Source organism: Streptomyces sp. MBT65 (assembly GCF_016612545.1).
Taxonomy (GTDB): Bacteria; Actinomycetota; Actinomycetes; order Streptomycetales; family Streptomycetaceae; genus Streptomyces.
Window position 1 is genome coordinate 1 of the sequence record NZ_JAENRY010000202.1, and the last position, 14,841, is coordinate 14,841.

The following is a 14,841-nucleotide window of genomic DNA, read 5'->3' on the forward strand; positions in this document are numbered from 1 at the left end:
CCACCCCCTCTCGAGGCCGCCCCTATGTCCAACTCCCCTTCCGCAGACCGCGCGAGCGGACGCCACCGCAAGAGCCGAACGGCCGGACCGGTGCTCCGCCGTGTCGCCGTCATCGCGGTGACCGCGCCGGTCGCCGGGACGATCCTGTTCGGCACGTCCGCGTTCGCGGCCGAGCAGGCCGCGCCCAAGACCCTCGCCAAGACCGACACCGTCACGCTCGACACCGCCGAGCAGGCGATCGCGAACAATCTCGACACCCGTGTCCAGGACGTCCGTCTGGGCAGCACGTTCAGCGGTGTCGTGATCGACGCCCAGTCCACGGCGGCCATCTGGGGCCACGACGCGACGACCGCGCTGATGCCCGCGTCGAACACCAAACTCGCCACCTCCACGGCCGCGTTGACGATCCTCGGCCCGGACCACCGCTTCACCACGAAGGCCGTCTACGACAACGGCACGCTCACCCTGGTCGGGGGCGGGGACCGCACCCTGACCACCGCCGACCTCACCGCGATGGCCACCACCGCCGTCGCGGGCCTGAAGAGCGCGGGCCTGACCTCGGTGAAGGTGGCGGTCGACGACAGTCTCTTCCCCGAGCCCACGCTCGCCACGGGCTGGAACTCCGGCTACTACCCCGACTCCATCGCTCCGGTACGGGCGTTGGTGGTCGACGGCCGCCATGTCACCGACACCTCGCTCGACGCGGGCCAGATCTTCGCCAAGCTGGTCGCCAAGCAGGGGGTCACCGTCACCGGGACCGTCGCCCACGCCACCGCCGCCACGTCGGCCGTCCCCGTGGCCCAGCACGAGTCCGCCGCGCTGTCGGCCGTCGTGGAGCACATGCTCAAGGTGAGCGACAACGATATCGCCGAGACCCTGCTCCGGATGACGGCGCTGGCCGCCGGCCGCCCGGCCACCTTCGAGGACGGCACAGCGGTCGTACGCCAGGTACTCACCCAGTACGGTGTCTCGCTGGCCAACTTCGAGGTCTACGACGGCAGCGGGCTCTCCCGCTCCAACCGCATCCCGGCGCAGACCATCGCCGACATCCTGCATCTCGCCGACGACCCGGCCAACGCCCCGATCCTGAAGTACATCGTGGAGGGGCTGCCGGTCTCGGGTGAGGCGGGTTCGACGCTGGGTCCCGAGTGGGGGCGGTTCGACACCGCGGACTCGAAGTGCGCCGTCGGGAAGGTCAGCGCCAAGACGGGCACGCTGACCGGTGCGATCGCGCTGAGCGGTCTGACCGTGGCCGCGGACGGGCGCTGGAAGATCTTCTCGTTCATCGAGAACAACTCGACGGCCGCCCCGGACGCCACGAAGGACGCCCTGGACGGCCTCGCCGCCACGGTCAACGGCTGCTGGGCATAGGAGGGTTGCGGGTTACGGCACCGCGGCGCGTCAGAGCGCCGCGGTCGTCCCCTCGCCGGCGCCGCTGCCCGCGAGCCACTGGTCCCAGCCGAGGTTGAAGTCGGCGTAGCCGTTGTCGGCCGGGGCCTTGCCGCGGGGCGAGCCGGTGATGGTGATGGGGTCGCCCTGCTTGACCTGGCCGTAGAACCACTTGGCGTCCGACAGGGACAGGTGGACGCAGCCGTGCGAGCCGCGGGCGCTGCCGCTGCCCGGGTTCGGGTCACCGGTCGAGTAGTGCACGTAGGTGCCGGACTGGGTGAGGTGGATGTCCCAGGGCAGCGTCAGGTCGTAGAAGTTGGGGCTGCTCTTGTCGCAGCTGATGCCGACGCTGCAGGAGGTCATGTGGACCTTCTCCTGCTTGTCGATGACGGCCATCGTGCCGTCCCAGGTCGGGTACTCGGCGCTGCCCGCGTTGATCGACAGGGTGCGCACCGCCGCGCCGTTCCTGGTCACCTTCATGGTGTGGTTGGTGACCGAGACATCCGCGCGGACGTCGTCGCCGATCTTGAAGGTGTGCGTGTAACTGTGCACGCCGTAGCGTCCGTTGCCGTTGCTGACGCCGTTCATGTCGGCGTCGATCTTCACGGTCGTACCGGAGGGCCAGTACGTCTTGGGGCGCCAGTCGACGCGCCTGTCGCCCATCCAGTGCCAGGCGCCGACGACCGACTGCGAGGCGCTGACCTTCATGTGCTTCTCGACCGTGGCCCGGGCCTTGGACGCCACCGGGTTGGTGAAGATCACCGAGATAGGCATGGCCACGCCGACCGTGGTTCCGGTCTGCGGGGTGATGGTGTCCAGCAGCATCGGTGGGCCCGCGGGCTTGGTCGGTGACGGCGAGGCACTCGCGCTCGCCTTGGCCGACGCCTTCGCGTCGTCCGCGCCCGCCTTGTCGCTGCCACCCCCGCCGCAGGCACTCGCGCCCACCAGCACCGCACCCGTCACGAGCGCGATCCCTATGCTGCCCTTGCGCCGTCCCACGACTTGCCCCACTCTCTAGCTCCTCGACCCTGACGGGCCCGACTCACTGTCAGACAGCGACAGAGGGGGCCTCAGTTGCACGCGGCACGTAAAACGTCTCTCAAGACTCGGTACGCGGCGAGTGATCGACGCTGTTCTGGCGCCTACCACGAAACAGCCCAGGTATGCCGGAAACCCGCCTCGGCCTCGCTGTCAGCGGGAGAACCGCTCCGGCCGGAAGTCCGCGAGCAGCTCGTCCCTCTTCCCGTCGAGGATCTCGGCGGCGAGGAGGCGGCCGAGCACCGGCCCGAGGGTGATGCCGCTGTGGGAGACGGCCTCGTAGTAGCCCGGTACGGACGGCACCGCTCCCACCGAAGGGAAACCGTCGGCAGGGATGGGCCGGAACGCCACCCGGGTCCGTGCGATGCGGGAGTCGGTGAGTGCGGGGACGACCTGTCGTACCGATGCGTGCAGCAGCCGGGCGAGTTCCGCGGGATCCTCCTCGCCGGTGTCGATGAGCGCGTCCACCTCGCGGCTGTGGAGGACCATCGATCCGTCTCCGTCGGGGCGGATCTCGATGTGCGGCGCGTGCATGGCCCGGTGGACGGGGACCGGATCGCAGTCGATCCGGGTGACGACTCCGGGTTCCCGGCGCATCGGCAGGTGGCGCCCGACGAGCTCGGCGATCCGGGAGGCGCTCGGGCCCGCCGCGTTCACGACGGCATCGACGTCGAGGCCACTCCCGTCGGACAGGGCGACGGTCCGCACGCTCCCGTCGGCCTCGGCGACCAGGTCACGGACTTCGGTGCCGGACCTCAACTCGGCGCCTGCGGCGACGGCTTGGCCGACCAGGCGGCCGACGAGACGGCGGCCGTGCACCCAGGCCTCGTCGGGGTAGAGCAGGACGGGTACCTCGTCGGGCAGCGCGAGCGCGGGTTCGAGGCCGCGGCGCACCTCGGCTCCCGTGGACACCTCGACCCGGTAGCCCCAATCGGCCAGCAGTTCGGCCGTCTCGAGGAACCTCGCCTGAGTCACGGGGTCGTCCGTCCAGCGCAGGTGGCCGCCGCCGGGATACCACCACGTGTCCGGCCCGATGGCCGTGGCGAGTTCGCGGTGCGCCGCCATGCCCGCGACGTTCAGGTCGAAGTAGGTCCTGCGCACGGTCTTGTTGCTCGCGTTGACCCACGAGAAGGACCAGTCGGTGACGCCCTCGCCCGGCCGGCCCGCGTCGACGAGGACCACCTCGGCACCGCGCCGGGCCAGGTTCCAGCCCACGCAGGCTCCGAGGATGCCCACGCCGATCACGGCGACACGGCCTGGTGGCTTCACGGAACCTGTCCTCATCATCGAGACATTCCCCGCCTCCCCCCGTTCACCCGCCGCCTGCACAATCGCCGGTGTGACGATCACCGAGAACGTGCCGCCGCCCACCCGCAACACCCCCGTCGCCTTCGTGCGGGGGATCCTCACGGGTGGCGTGACCGGAGCGTCGTTGGCCGCTTTCGTCGTCGGCTGTGTCATCGGGAGTGTGACGTTGTGCGTCCTGAGCGTGGGCGTGCCCGTGGCCTACGGTCTGCTGCTCTTTCTCGCCGCGATGCCGAGGTGGGTTCGGGAGGCGGCGGTTCCGCTCTGTACGGCCCTCGCGCGGATCGAGACGCTGGAGGCCGTAGGGGGTGAGGCGACGAGCGATGTGGCGGTGCGGTTCGACGTGACGGTCGCTCCGGACGACGGGCCGGCGTACCGCGTCGTGTTCAAGCAGCACATCAATCTCGTCGACCTGTCCGACTACCGGCCGGGCTCGGTCGTGGTGGTCCGGTATCCGCAGGACCGGCTGTGGCGGGTGCGGATCCTGAAGCGGCCGGAGCCGGAGTGGGCGGAGCGGCTGGCCGGGGCCCGTCTCGACTCGGCGCCCGGACCGGCCGTGGTGCGGGACCCCGCCGAGGGCCGTGGTGCCGTCGGCTTCGTCTCGCTGATCGCGCTGCTGCTCGCCGCGGCCGCCGTGATCCTGCTGTTCCGTGCCGACCTGTTCGACCAGGACACCACCGGGCAACCGTCCTCCTCCGGCCGGCCGTCCGTCTCCTCCACGTCGTCGACCACGGTCGTGAGCTCGGCGTCCGGCACGGTCGCCCTCGGCGCCGGCCAGTCGTTTCTCGACGAGGGCGAACTGCGCCGGGCGGTCGGCTCGTTGACCAAGGGCAAGGACTCCGGCCGGGCGCTCACCGTCGTCGTACAGGACCGCCTGCTGTCGGTCGTGTTCGCCCCCACCGGCTCACCGGCCCCGGGGTTCGACCCGGCCTCCGTGCCCTACGAACGTCTCCCCGCCCTGGTCGAGGAGGCCCGGTCCACGCTCGGTGTCCGCTCTCCGCAGACCTGGCAGATCACCGTCGACCGCCTCACCGGCACCCTCACCGTCCGCGTCGGCGTGACCGGCGCCGAGGGCGCGGCCTCGCTGGAGGCGGACGACCAGGGCAAGGTAGTACGGCGCACCCCGGTCGGCTGACACGCGGAGGACCGCACGCCCGCCGTCTCACCCCCGGCCCCCGCCGAACCGCAGCAGCGAGCGCCGCAGTTCCTGCGTGCGTCGGGTGACCGCCGCCGAGCGCAGAGCGTCGCCGTCCTCCCTCAACTCCCGTTCCAGGGCACGTGTTTCGTCCACCCGCCCCAGCGGCAGGAGTACGTCCGCCAGGCGCAGCCGGGTCAGGGCCGCGCCCCGGCGATCGTCCGAGGCGCGGGCCGCCAGCGCGTACTCGAAGGCGGGCACCGCCTGTCCGGCCTCGCGCAGCGCCAGCAGCGCCTCGCCCCGCTGGAACTCGAAGTCGGCGCGCGCGTAGGACTCGAAGGGGTGCCGCACCGCCCCCTCGGGGACCACGCCGCCCTCGGCCTCGGCGAGCGCCCGCAACGCGTCCTCGCGTTCGCCGCGGCTCGCGGCCGTCACCGCCAACTGGGCCTGGGCGAAGGCCCGTACCGCGCGCGGGGTGCCGAGCGCGGTCCTGACGGCGGCGCGGGCGGTCTCGTCGGCGATCCGCAGATGTCCCAGGCCGTAGGCCTGCGCGCTCAGGGTCCGCAGGGCGATGACGGTCAACTCCCGGTTCTCCGCGGTCACCGCGAGTTCCCGTGCCGCCAGGTAGCAGTGCTGGGCCTCGCCGTTGCGCAGGTCGTCCGCGTACATACGGCCCAGGACGAGCGCGAGTTGTGATGCCTCGGCGTATCGCTCCCGCCGTGACTCACCGCGTGCGCCGCTCAGTTGGCCGGCCACCGCCTCGGCCAGGTAGGTGCGCAGGGTGCCACGGGCGAATCCGCCGCCCTGCGCCTGGAGGGCCCGGGTGAAGAACAAGGCCGCGTGGTTCCGCGCGCCCGGCACCCGCGCCGACCCGGCCGCCCTTCCCGCACCCGGGGCCCGGCTCGCGGGCCGGGTCCGTGCGGGCCGATAGGGAACCGGGCCGGAGAGTCCGTGGAGCAGACCGGCGAGGCCGCCCGTGTCCGGGGGCGTCAACTTCCCCGGGGCCACCGGGACTTGGGGCACGAAGCCCGCCTCGTCGGCGGTGATGACGCGGCCACAGCGCCGGCCGAGTGCCTCGCAGGCCAGCGGCTGGACCCGCGGTACGGGATGACTGCCCGTCAGCCAGTGGGCCACCGTGGTCCGGTCGTACCGCAGGACCAGCCCCGACTCGGCCGCCACCGCGTTCACGGCGCGCGCGAGGCCGCCCTGGGTCCAGTCCGTCTCCTCGATCAGCGCGCGCAGCCGGGTATTGGGAATGCGCGTTCGCGCCATCCAGGTCTCCTGTCATCGACGGTTTCGCGCCGCGCCTCGATCACCCAAAAGATATTGATCGTTATTCTCTTTCCATTTCCCCTGCCATCTACCATGAAAAGACGTGATCACGGTGATTGATCCGTTCGACTCAGGCCGGCCGAAAGGCCAGCACCGCGTTGTGACCGCCGAAGCCGAGCGAGTTGCTGAGGGCCAGGGACACCTTGCCGGTTCTGGGAACTCCGCTCACCAGGTCCAACTCGGCTTCCTTGAGCGGGTGTCGGAGGTTGGCCGTGGGCGGGGTGGTCCCGTGGAAGACGGTCAGCGCGGTGAGCGCGGCCTCGATCGCCCCGGCCGCGCCCATGGTGTGACCGGTGACGCCCTTCGCCCCAGTGACGGAGGGGCGACCGCTCAACAGCCGTTCGACGACCGCCGCTTCGATGCGGTCGTTCATCGGGGTGCTGGTGCCATGGGCGTTGACATGGTCGACGTCTGCGGGTGAGGCGTCGGCGTCGGTCAGGGCCCGGCGCATCGCGAGTTCGGCGCCCGCACCCCGCGGGTGGGGCGCCGTCTGGTGGTGGGCGTCCGCGGACGCGCCATGGCCGGCGAGCGTGGCATAACGCCGGACGCGGCGGGCGACGGCGTCGGGGGCGCGTTCCAGGACGAGGATGCCCGCCCCCTCGGCCAGGACGAATCCGTCCCGGTCCGCGTCGAAGGGACGGGACGCTCCGGCCGGGTCCTCGACGCGCCGGGACAGGGCTCCCGTGCGGAACAGGGCGGCCGAGCAGAGCCGGGTCACCATGGCGTCCGCGCCTCCGGCCAGGGCGAGGTCGCAGGCGCCCGAGCGGAGCAGGTCGACGGCGACGCCGATCGCGGTGGCACCCGAGGCGCAGGCCGTGCCGGTCTGGAGCACCGGCCCGCGCGCGGCGAGTTCGATGGCGATCTGACCGGCCGCCATGTTCGGCAGGAACATCGGCAGGGTGAGCGGTGAGACCAGGGCCGGTCCCCGTTCGCGCAGCCGGTCCTGCTGCTGTGCGAGCGTGGCGATCCCGCCGGAGCTCGATCCGACGACCACGGCGACGCGGTCCCCGTCCCAGGTACTCGGCTCCAACTCCGCGTCGGCGACCGCCTCTCGGGCCGCCGCGAGGGCGAGGAGCGCATACCGGTCGAGGCGCCACGGCTGCGCTCCCGGAACATGGACGCCCGGATCGAAGCCGGGAATCCGACAGGAGAAGCCGACGGGCAGCCCCTCCAACTCCGGGTCGTCCATGGCCGTAGGACGCCCCGAACAGACCCGCTCCCAGGTCTGCTCCCGTCCGATTCCGGCCGGGGTGACCAGGCCGATCCCCGTCACCACCACCTCCGGCCCGGTCACGACCTCGCCTTCAGCTGCTCCACGAGGTCGACGGTCTCCCGCACGGTGAGGGTGCCCGCCGCGTCGGAGTCGTCGAGCGGTACCTCCCACTCCTCCTGGAGGGTCATGAACAGTTCCACCACGGCGAGCGAGTCGAGGCCGAGGTCGTCGTAGGAGGCCTCCGGCCGGACGGTCCCGGCCGGTACGCCGAACTTGCCGGTCAGTGTGGTCACGAGGTGGTCGTGGACGGCAGACATGAATCGGTCTCCTTGTGCGTGGGACGGGCTGCGGGTGCGTGTCGGACGGGTTTCGCCTCGGGCCAGGTCATGGCGATCGAGCCCCAGGTCAGCCCGCCGCCGAAGGCGGTGAGCAGAGTGCGGGCGCCCGGCGCTACGGCGCCTCGGGCGGCGGTGTCGGCGAGGGCCAGGGGAAGAGAGGCCGCCGCGGTGTTGCCGACCTCGCGCAGGTTCCCGTGACAACGCTCCGGCGGGATGCCCAGCCGGTCGGCGACGGAGTCGAGGATGCGCTGGTTGGCCTGGTGCGCGACGAAGGCCTCGACGGAGTCGACGGTCCAGCCGGCCCGGTCGAGGACGGTCCGCGAGGAGTCGGCCATCTGCCGCACGGCACGGGCGTACACCTCCCGACCGCGCATCCGGAAGTAGCGGTCCTGTCTCGGCGGCGGTTCGTCGGTGTACGGCGAACTGGAGCCGCCCGCGGGGATGGTGATGAGGTCGCTGCCCGTGCCGTCGCTGCCGAGGTCGAAGTGGACCAGGGCGCCGGGGTCCTGTTGATCTCCGCGTGTCAGATAGGCGGCGCCCGCGCCGTCGCCGAAGATGACGGCGGTCTCGCGGTCGCGTGGGTCCACGATCGTCGAGTAGGTCTCGGCCGCGACGAGCAGCACGCTGTCGTACGCGCCCGCCATGAGCACCGCCGAGGCGACGGCGGCCGCGTAGACGAAGCCCGAGCAGACGGCGGCGAGGTCGAACGCCGGCGTGCCGGTCATGCCGAGACGGGCGGCCAACTCCGGTGCGGTGGCCGGGCATCGGCGGTCGGGGGTGGTCGTCGCCAGGATCAGCAGACCGGCGTCGTGCACACCGGCCGACTCCAGTGCTCCGCGTGCGGCGGCCGTCGCGAGATCACCGGTCGTGGTGCCGGGACGGACGCGATGACGGCTGTGGATCCCGGTGCGGGTCCGGATCCACGCGTCCGACGTGTCCAGTCCCTCGCGCACGAGCTGTTCGTTGCTGATCCGGTCGGGTGGCAGGGACGCCCCCAGTCCGGTGATGACCGCGACCGCGTTCACGGTGTCCGCCCAACGCTCGCGAACAGGGCCGCCACGACGTCCTGTTCGACCATCGGAGCCCTGAACCGCGCGTCCGGCGGCGCGACCGCGTCCAGGAGGACGGTGAGATGCGCGTGTACGTCGTCCAGGGCGCGGTCGCGGTCCCGGTGCACGCGGAGGGCGTCGGAGGCGGTGAGCGATCCACTCTCCAGGTGCCAACTCAGCGTCTGTTCCAGTGACTTCAGGGCGTACAGGGTGTGGAGGGCGTGCAGGCCCGCGAGGTGGGGTGCCTGGTCGGTGCCGACGCTGGCGTCGGATTCGGATTCAGCTTCGGCTTCGGATTCTGCGACCGCCTCCGCGAACGCCTCCAGCAGCAGTCGCTGTTGGTGTGCGTCGGCGAGGGTGACGAGGTCGGGGAGCAGGGGGTTCCAGGTCTCGAAGGCGGTCTTCTCGTCCACGGGGACGCCTTGGACACGGCTCCGCAGCTCGGTGAGGAGGCCGCGCTCGCGCAGGAGCGCCAGGGCCAACGCCCCGTCGGGGGACACCAGATCGGGCATCGCCGCCGGGATCGGGACGGTGTGCGTGAGGTCCTCGACGAGCTGCTTGCCCGCGTCCAGCCGGATGAGGAGGTTGTCGCCCGCCGCGGCCTGGTACACCTGCGCCAGACCCTCGTACTCGAGGAGCCGGTTCACGGTCAACAGGCCCTGGGCGCCCGCGCGTTCGCGGCAGACTCCGGCCGCGTGCCCCAGGACGCGGGTCGCGGCCACCTTGGCCAGGGCCTGCTCGCGGCTGACCGAGGCCCAGGGCGCCCACACCGGGCGGTACGAACCGGGCAGGTCGGCGGGGGCGCTGCGCTGCCGTACGTACTGCGCCTTGACCCGGGCGACGAGGAAGCTGCACGCGTACACCTCGGCGAGGACGCCGTAGAGGGCCTCTTGTTGGGTGCGGTAGTGCAGTACGGGGAGGTCGGGGCGTAACCGCCCCATGGTCAGGCGGTGTTGGCTGTGGCGGATGCCGATGGTGACGGCGGCGCGGGCCGCCGCGGTGAGGGCCGCCGCGGCGCCGGTGGAGGCGTTGGAGGAGACCGAGAGGGAGCGCACCAGGCGTCGGTCCGGGTCGCCGAGGGGGTCGGAGAACTCGCCGTCGGGCGCGATGGAGGCGTCGTCGCGAAGCCAACCGTCGTAGGGGACACGGGTGTTGTCGAAGGTGACGAGGGCGTAGTTCAGCGGGACCGAGGTGGTCTCGGGGAGTTCGGTGACGTGGACGCCGTCCGTGATCCGGTCGGTGTCGCGGATGCGGACCGCGAAGGGGAAGACCCCGCGCTCCTGGCCGGCGAGGAGGAGACGGGCGTAGACGACGGCCATGTGGGCGCGGCCCGTGCCGGCGACGTGGGACATGAACTTGGCCGCGGCGGGGTCGGGGGTCCGTAGGGTGAACTCCCTTGTGACGGGGTCGAATCGGGCCTCGGTGCGGGTGGCGAGGTGGCTGTTGCCGCGGCCGATCTCGGTGATCATGATCGAGCCGAAGGTCTCGTGCCGGTCCACCTCGTCGATCAGCGGGCCCAAGTAGGCGCCGGGTCGGCCGAGTTCGGCCATGGCCGCGACGCAGACCGCGTACTGCACGGTGCCCGCGAGTAAGAGGGGTGGGTCGACGGTGGCGGACCATTCCAGTACGGCGAGCAGGCGGGCGGGGTCGCGGTGCAGGGCGTTGGCTCCGCCCACCCACTCCCCCAGGGCGCGCAGCCGGTCGTAGGTGCGTGCGTGCCGGTCGGGGCCGCAGGGTGGTGCGGACCTGGTGAACGGCGGGGTGTCGAGCAGGCCGTCCAGGGTGTCGACGTCCGACCCGGTGTCGCCGTGGAGGAGTCGCCGGAGCGGTTGCGCGGTCTCGGTGGCCGTGCGGTCGGCGGTCATGCGGCGGGGGCGGCGCGCAGCAGGGTGCGGCGGGCCTGGCCGTCCTCGATGGCGAAGACGAGGGCGGGGCGGAAGGCGTGCAGGTCGATGCTGACCCGGCTGCAGTCCTGGCCCGCCTGGCGCACCCGGACCTCGGCGCTCAGCGGGATCTTGTCGTCCTCGGCCGGGCCGGTCCGGGTGAAGGTGCCGGTGAGGAGGGTGGGCAGGGGGAACACGAACCGGCTGAACTCGAAGGCGCTGGCGTGCATCACGGCGTAGTAGGGGGGATGTCCGGCGGGTGGGAGCCAGATCTCGGACACCGCCCAGGTGACGAGCTGGATCGACGCCTCGATGAGGAGCATGCCGGGGACGTGCTGCTGGTCGGCGGTGTGGTCCCGGAGCATCTCGGTGTCGTTGACGACGGCTAACTGCGCCTGGAACGCGTCGCCTTCGACGTGTGCGTCGCCGATGAGAACGTTGTCGCGGCTGTGCTTGAGGACGCTGTGCCGGGGCACGGCGGTCGGCGGTCGGCCCTCGGGCAGGACGGCGGTGCCGTACGCCTTGAGCAGTTCGGAGGTCAGGTCACTCCACTCGGTGTCGTCGACGCCGAGTCCGGGGCGGATGCGCAGGGGGTTGTCCTGGTCGGGGGGCCGGTGGCGGAGCCGGTCGCGGAGTTGGGACGCTGTGGTGAAGTCCGGCTGGACACTGGCGTGTTGGAAGGACTCCCCCACCACCCACTGGTGGAGGGAGTCGCCGTGGTGGAGGGCTTCGTCGTCGTTCGTCTCCGGTGCGTGGGTCTGATCCGTCGTCATGTGTCGCTCCTGGGCGAGTGGTTGGGGCGGGTGTGGGTCAGGCGGCGAAGGGCGAGGCGGGCTTGGGGATGCCGGCGAGGCCGCCGTCCGGGACGGACAGCGCGCCGTCGCAGACCAGGGCGTGTCCGGTGACGGACGAGGCCGCGGGCGCGGCCAGGAAGAGCGCGGCGGCGGCGACTTCCTCCGGCGTCAGCCACCTGCCCTGCGGGACATGGCTCATGAGCCAGTCCGACAGCGGTGCGTGCTGCTGCATGGGGCCGGTCATGTCGGTGCGCACCCAGCCGGGGCACAGGGCGTTGACCCGGATGCCCTGCCGGGCCCAGCCGACGGACAGCGAGCGCATCAGGGAGAGTTGGGCGGCCTTGGTGACGGCGTACGCCTCCATCGCCGGGGTGGCGATGAGCCCGGCCACGGACGACACGAGGACGACGGACGCCGTCGGCGAGGCGGTCAGGTAGGGGTGGGCGGCACGGCACAGGTCGACGGTGGCGCCGATGTTGACGGCGAGCAGCGGGTCCCACTCGGCGGAGCCGCTCTCGGCGAAGGGGACCAGGTGCGAGGTGCCGGTGTCGTCGGCCGGGAAGACGCTCGCGTTGTGCACGAGGACGTCGAGGCCGCCCAGCCCGGCGACCGCCTCCTCGACGAGTCGTGCGGCCGTCCCGGAGTCGGCGAGGTCACCGCAGGTGATCACGGCCTGCCGTCCGAGCTTGCGTACCTCTGACTCGGCGTCGTGCAGCGCGTCGGAGCTGCGGGCCGCCAGGGCGACATCCGCTCCGGCCTCCGCGCAGGCGACCGCGATGGCGCGGCCGATACCGCGGGAGGCGCCGGTCACCAGGACGCGGGCGCCGTCGAGGCGGAAGAGGGAGGCGAGGGTGCCGGGAGTGGTGGAGGCCGGGACGGTGGACGAGAGGGGCGCGGTCACAACGGGGCTCCTTCGGTGCGGGGGGCTTCGGTGCGGGGTGCGGGGAGGGCGCCGTGCTGTGCCCTGGTCCAGGTGAGGACCGTGCTCCCCCAGGTCAGCCCGGCGCCGAACGCGGTGACGAGCACCCGGCTGCCGGTGCGCAGCCGTCCGTCGCGGTCCGCGGTGGCCAGGGCGTACGGGATGGAGGCCGCGCCGATGTTGCCGACCTCGTGGCCGACGATGACCACGCGCTCCTCGGGCACACCGGCGTCGACCGCGGCGCGGCGCAGCAGCAGGGGGTTGGGTTGATGGGAGACCAGCAGGTCGACGTCCGTGAGGCGCAGGCCGGAGCGGTCCAGAGCGTCGCCGAGGACCTCCGGGAAGATGCGCAGAATGAAGTCCCGTACGGCCCTTCCGTCCATGTGGACCTTGTGGCGCCCGGCGGCGAGGGTCCCTGGGGAGGCGGGCAGTCGGCTGCCGCCGGCTGGGATGAGGACGTCGCCGGCTCCGCCGTCCGAGCCCAGTCGGATCGGGGCGAATCCCGTGCCGCCCGGGACGGGTCCGAGGATCGTCGCCGCCGCTCCGTCGGCGAACAGCACGGCCGTGGCGCGGTCGGCCGGGTCGACGAAACGGGAGTAGACCTCGACGCCGACCACGGCGGCATAGCGTTCGCCGCTGCCGGAACGGAGCCAGTCGTGGGCGACGCGGGCGGCGAACAGCCAGCCGGAGCAGGCGGCGGCCACATCGAAGGCGACCGCCCGGTCCGCGCCCACCAGGGCCTGGACCCGGCACGCGGTCGACGGTCCCAGTTCGTCGGGGGTGGAGGTGGCGAGGACGAGCAGACCGAGCGCGGAGGCCGGGAGACCGGCCGCGGTGAGCGCCTTGCGCACGGCCTCGGCGGCGAGATCGGAGGCGGCCTGCTCGGGCTCCGCCACATGCCGGCGCAGCACGCCGGTGCGCCGGACGATCCAGCCGGGGTCCACACCGGCCGCGTCGGCGACCTCGTCGTTGGTGAGGATGCGCTCGGGTAAGCACGTGCCGGTGGCGAGCACGCCGATGCTCGGCGCTGGGGACACCGTGTACCTCCAAAAAGCAGGCAGGGTTGGGGAGTTCGCCGATTTCCGCATTCGCGGTTCGGCTTCCGCCAGATTGCCCGCCGGGCACAGTGCCCCATCAGGGCGCGAAGGGCAGAGGTCGAAGCACTCACCGAATTCGCTTGACACCCCCCGCGATTCCGCACACCCCAATTCACGCTGATCCACGCCGATTCACCACGGGATGCCGAGCAACACACGGAAATGTTGAGCGTGTTGAATCCGGCTTGCGTGAACTCCTTGAACCTCTACCGCTATTGACGGTGTCGCATTCTCCGCCGCGGGTCAATCGCCGTCCCTTTGCGGGCGGGAGGGGCAGTCACGGGGCCATCTCACCCGGACCGTCGGATGCTGCCTGACCCCGCTCAGAAACCGGCCGCGCGGGCGGTCGCGTACACCTCGGCGGCCACGTCCTTCAGTTCTTCCGCGTCCCGGGCGACCCACGAGACGTCGACCAGGAACTCGTCGAGGCCGATCTCGGCGTACGCCATCAGATCGGTGACGATCTGCTCGACGTCGCCTTGGAAGGGCCGGCGGTCCGGACCCTCGTGCCGCTTGGCGGTGTAGTCCGGATTCACGCGTACGACCGTGCGCAGCGGCCGGGTGCGGCCCCGCTCGGCGGCGAGGTCCTGCAACTGGCGCCAACCCTGGGCGACTTGCTCGGGTCCGTCGGCGTACGGCAGCCAGCCGTCGGCGTGGTCGACGAGTCGGCGCATGGCTCGTGGGGAGTTGGCCGGCACCAGGATCGGGATCGGCCGGGCCGGCTTGGGACCGACCACGGCCGAGGCGATCCTGGTGATCCGGCCGTCGTCGTAGAGCACCGGGTCCGGTCCCCACACCGCGCGGCACACCTCGAACACCTCGTCCATGACCTTGCCGCGCTCCGCGAACGGGCGCACACCGACGGCCGCGTACTCGTCGAGGGACCAGCCGCTGCCGAGGCCCGCGATCACCCGGCCGCCGCTCGCCGTGTCCAACGTGGCCAGGGATTTGGCCACGTTGGAAAGGGATGTGCAGCGGGGCGACCAGCACGGCGGTGCCCAGTTCGACCCGCTCGGTGACCGCCGCCGCGAGGGTCAGCGTAACCAGGGGCTCGGCCACGCCCCGAGCAACGCGCCAAGGGCGAGCGCCGCCCCCAGCGCGCGCCACGTACGGCGAGCGAGCGGGCGGGACGGTCGAGCGGGAGTCGTGTCGCGGTCCTAGATCTCATCATTGAGTCATCCGTTCCTGTCCGTCGACATTCGGTGGCCCACGGGATCACCGCGGGCACTGCACTGGACACGAACCGGGGTACGGAGAGGGTTCACCGGACTGCGGGTACGGACCCGTCCTGGGGCTGCGGGGTTGCGGGGCGCGGCCTGTCTCTTATACACATCTGACGCTTGCCGACG

General features: G+C 71.9%; 12 protein-coding genes and 1 pseudogene. 2 read left to right on the forward strand and 11 right to left on the reverse strand.

What is annotated here, in order from left to right:
- Nucleotides 1-24 precede the first annotated feature (24 nt).
- Complete coding sequence (dacB, locus tag JHN63_RS34985) at nucleotides 25-1,371, forward strand: D-alanyl-D-alanine carboxypeptidase/D-alanyl-D-alanine-endopeptidase (RefSeq protein ID WP_200688435.1); 1,347 nt, start codon at nucleotides 25-27, stop codon at nucleotides 1,369-1,371.
- A gap of 30 nt (nucleotides 1,372-1,401) precedes the next feature.
- Here dacB and JHN63_RS34990 read toward each other — a convergent pair whose 3' ends face one another.
- Together JHN63_RS34990 and JHN63_RS34995 are read right to left on the reverse strand one after the other, a co-directional pair.
- The gene (locus JHN63_RS34990) at nucleotides 1,402-2,400 is read right to left on the reverse strand and encodes a L,D-transpeptidase (protein WP_307782056.1); all 999 of its coding nucleotides are present in this window, start codon (nucleotides 2,398-2,400) and stop codon (nucleotides 1,402-1,404) included.
- A gap of 180 nt (nucleotides 2,401-2,580) precedes the next feature.
- Nucleotides 2,581-3,696, reverse strand: coding sequence for an FAD-dependent oxidoreductase (locus JHN63_RS34995; RefSeq protein ID WP_307782057.1), 1,116 nt, complete (start codon nucleotides 3,694-3,696; stop codon nucleotides 2,581-2,583).
- A gap of 70 nt (nucleotides 3,697-3,766) precedes the next feature.
- Between JHN63_RS34995 and JHN63_RS35000 the strand changes: the two genes are divergently transcribed.
- Entirely contained in the window at nucleotides 3,767-4,867 is a 1,101-nt protein-coding gene (locus tag JHN63_RS35000; protein ID WP_200688437.1) for a hypothetical protein, read from the forward strand.
- Nucleotides 4,868-4,894: 27 nt separating this feature from the next.
- Here JHN63_RS35000 and JHN63_RS35005 read toward each other — a convergent pair whose 3' ends face one another.
- From JHN63_RS35005 to JHN63_RS35045, 9 genes and pseudogenes are all read right to left on the reverse strand, one after another.
- A complete protein-coding gene (locus JHN63_RS35005) occupies nucleotides 4,895-6,139 on the reverse strand; it encodes a hypothetical protein (protein ID WP_200688439.1) in 1,245 nt (414 codons plus the stop codon).
- Between the two features lie 130 nt (nucleotides 6,140-6,269).
- Nucleotides 6,270-7,493, reverse strand: coding sequence for a beta-ketoacyl synthase (locus JHN63_RS35010; RefSeq protein ID WP_200688441.1), 1,224 nt, complete (start codon nucleotides 7,491-7,493; stop codon nucleotides 6,270-6,272).
- Entirely contained in the window at nucleotides 7,490-7,729 is a 240-nt protein-coding gene (locus JHN63_RS35015) for an acyl carrier protein (RefSeq protein ID WP_200688443.1), read from the reverse strand. Before JHN63_RS35015 ends, JHN63_RS35010 begins: the two co-directional genes overlap by 4 nt.
- The gene (locus tag JHN63_RS35020) at nucleotides 7,702-8,775 is read right to left on the reverse strand and encodes a beta-ketoacyl-ACP synthase 3 (protein ID WP_200688446.1); all 1,074 of its coding nucleotides are present in this window, start codon (nucleotides 8,773-8,775) and stop codon (nucleotides 7,702-7,704) included. Before JHN63_RS35020 ends, JHN63_RS35015 begins: the two co-directional genes overlap by 28 nt.
- Complete coding sequence (locus JHN63_RS35025) at nucleotides 8,772-10,664, reverse strand: acyl-CoA dehydrogenase (protein WP_200688448.1); 1,893 nt, start codon at nucleotides 10,662-10,664, stop codon at nucleotides 8,772-8,774. Before JHN63_RS35025 ends, JHN63_RS35020 begins: the two co-directional genes overlap by 4 nt.
- Nucleotides 10,661-11,455, reverse strand: a complete 795-nt coding sequence (locus JHN63_RS35030; protein ID WP_200688450.1) for an AfsA-related hotdog domain-containing protein — start codon at nucleotides 11,453-11,455, stop codon at nucleotides 10,661-10,663. Before JHN63_RS35030 ends, JHN63_RS35025 begins: the two co-directional genes overlap by 4 nt.
- A gap of 37 nt (nucleotides 11,456-11,492) precedes the next feature.
- Nucleotides 11,493-12,377 carry an SDR family NAD(P)-dependent oxidoreductase gene (locus JHN63_RS35035; protein WP_200688452.1) on the reverse strand — a complete coding sequence of 295 codons (885 nt, stop codon included), beginning with the start codon at nucleotides 12,375-12,377 and terminating at the stop codon, nucleotides 11,493-11,495.
- A complete protein-coding gene (locus JHN63_RS35040; protein ID WP_307782058.1) occupies nucleotides 12,374-13,432 on the reverse strand; it encodes a ketoacyl-ACP synthase III in 1,059 nt (352 codons plus the stop codon). Before JHN63_RS35040 ends, JHN63_RS35035 begins: the two co-directional genes overlap by 4 nt.
- A gap of 383 nt (nucleotides 13,433-13,815) precedes the next feature.
- Nucleotides 13,816-14,572, reverse strand: a pseudogene (locus JHN63_RS35045) (TIGR03619 family F420-dependent LLM class oxidoreductase); the annotation flags it as partial.
- Between the last annotated feature and the right edge of the window lie 269 nt (nucleotides 14,573-14,841).

Excerpts from the sequence above, each read along its gene's own strand:
- dacB (WP_200688435.1), top strand. The coding sequence starts at position 25 with ATGTCCAACTCCCCTTCCGCAGACCGCGCGAGCGGACGCCACCGCAAG.
- JHN63_RS35005 (WP_200688439.1), bottom strand. The coding sequence starts at position 6,139 with ATGGCGCGAACGCGCATTCCCAATACCCGGCTGCGCGCGCTGATCGAG.
- JHN63_RS35015 (WP_200688443.1), bottom strand. The coding sequence starts at position 7,729 with ATGTCTGCCGTCCACGACCACCTCGTGACCACACTGACCGGCAAGTTC.
- JHN63_RS35025 (WP_200688448.1), bottom strand. The coding sequence starts at position 10,664 with ATGACCGCCGACCGCACGGCCACCGAGACCGCGCAACCGCTCCGGCGA.
- JHN63_RS35030 (WP_200688450.1), bottom strand. The coding sequence starts at position 11,455 with ATGACGACGGATCAGACCCACGCACCGGAGACGAACGACGACGAAGCC.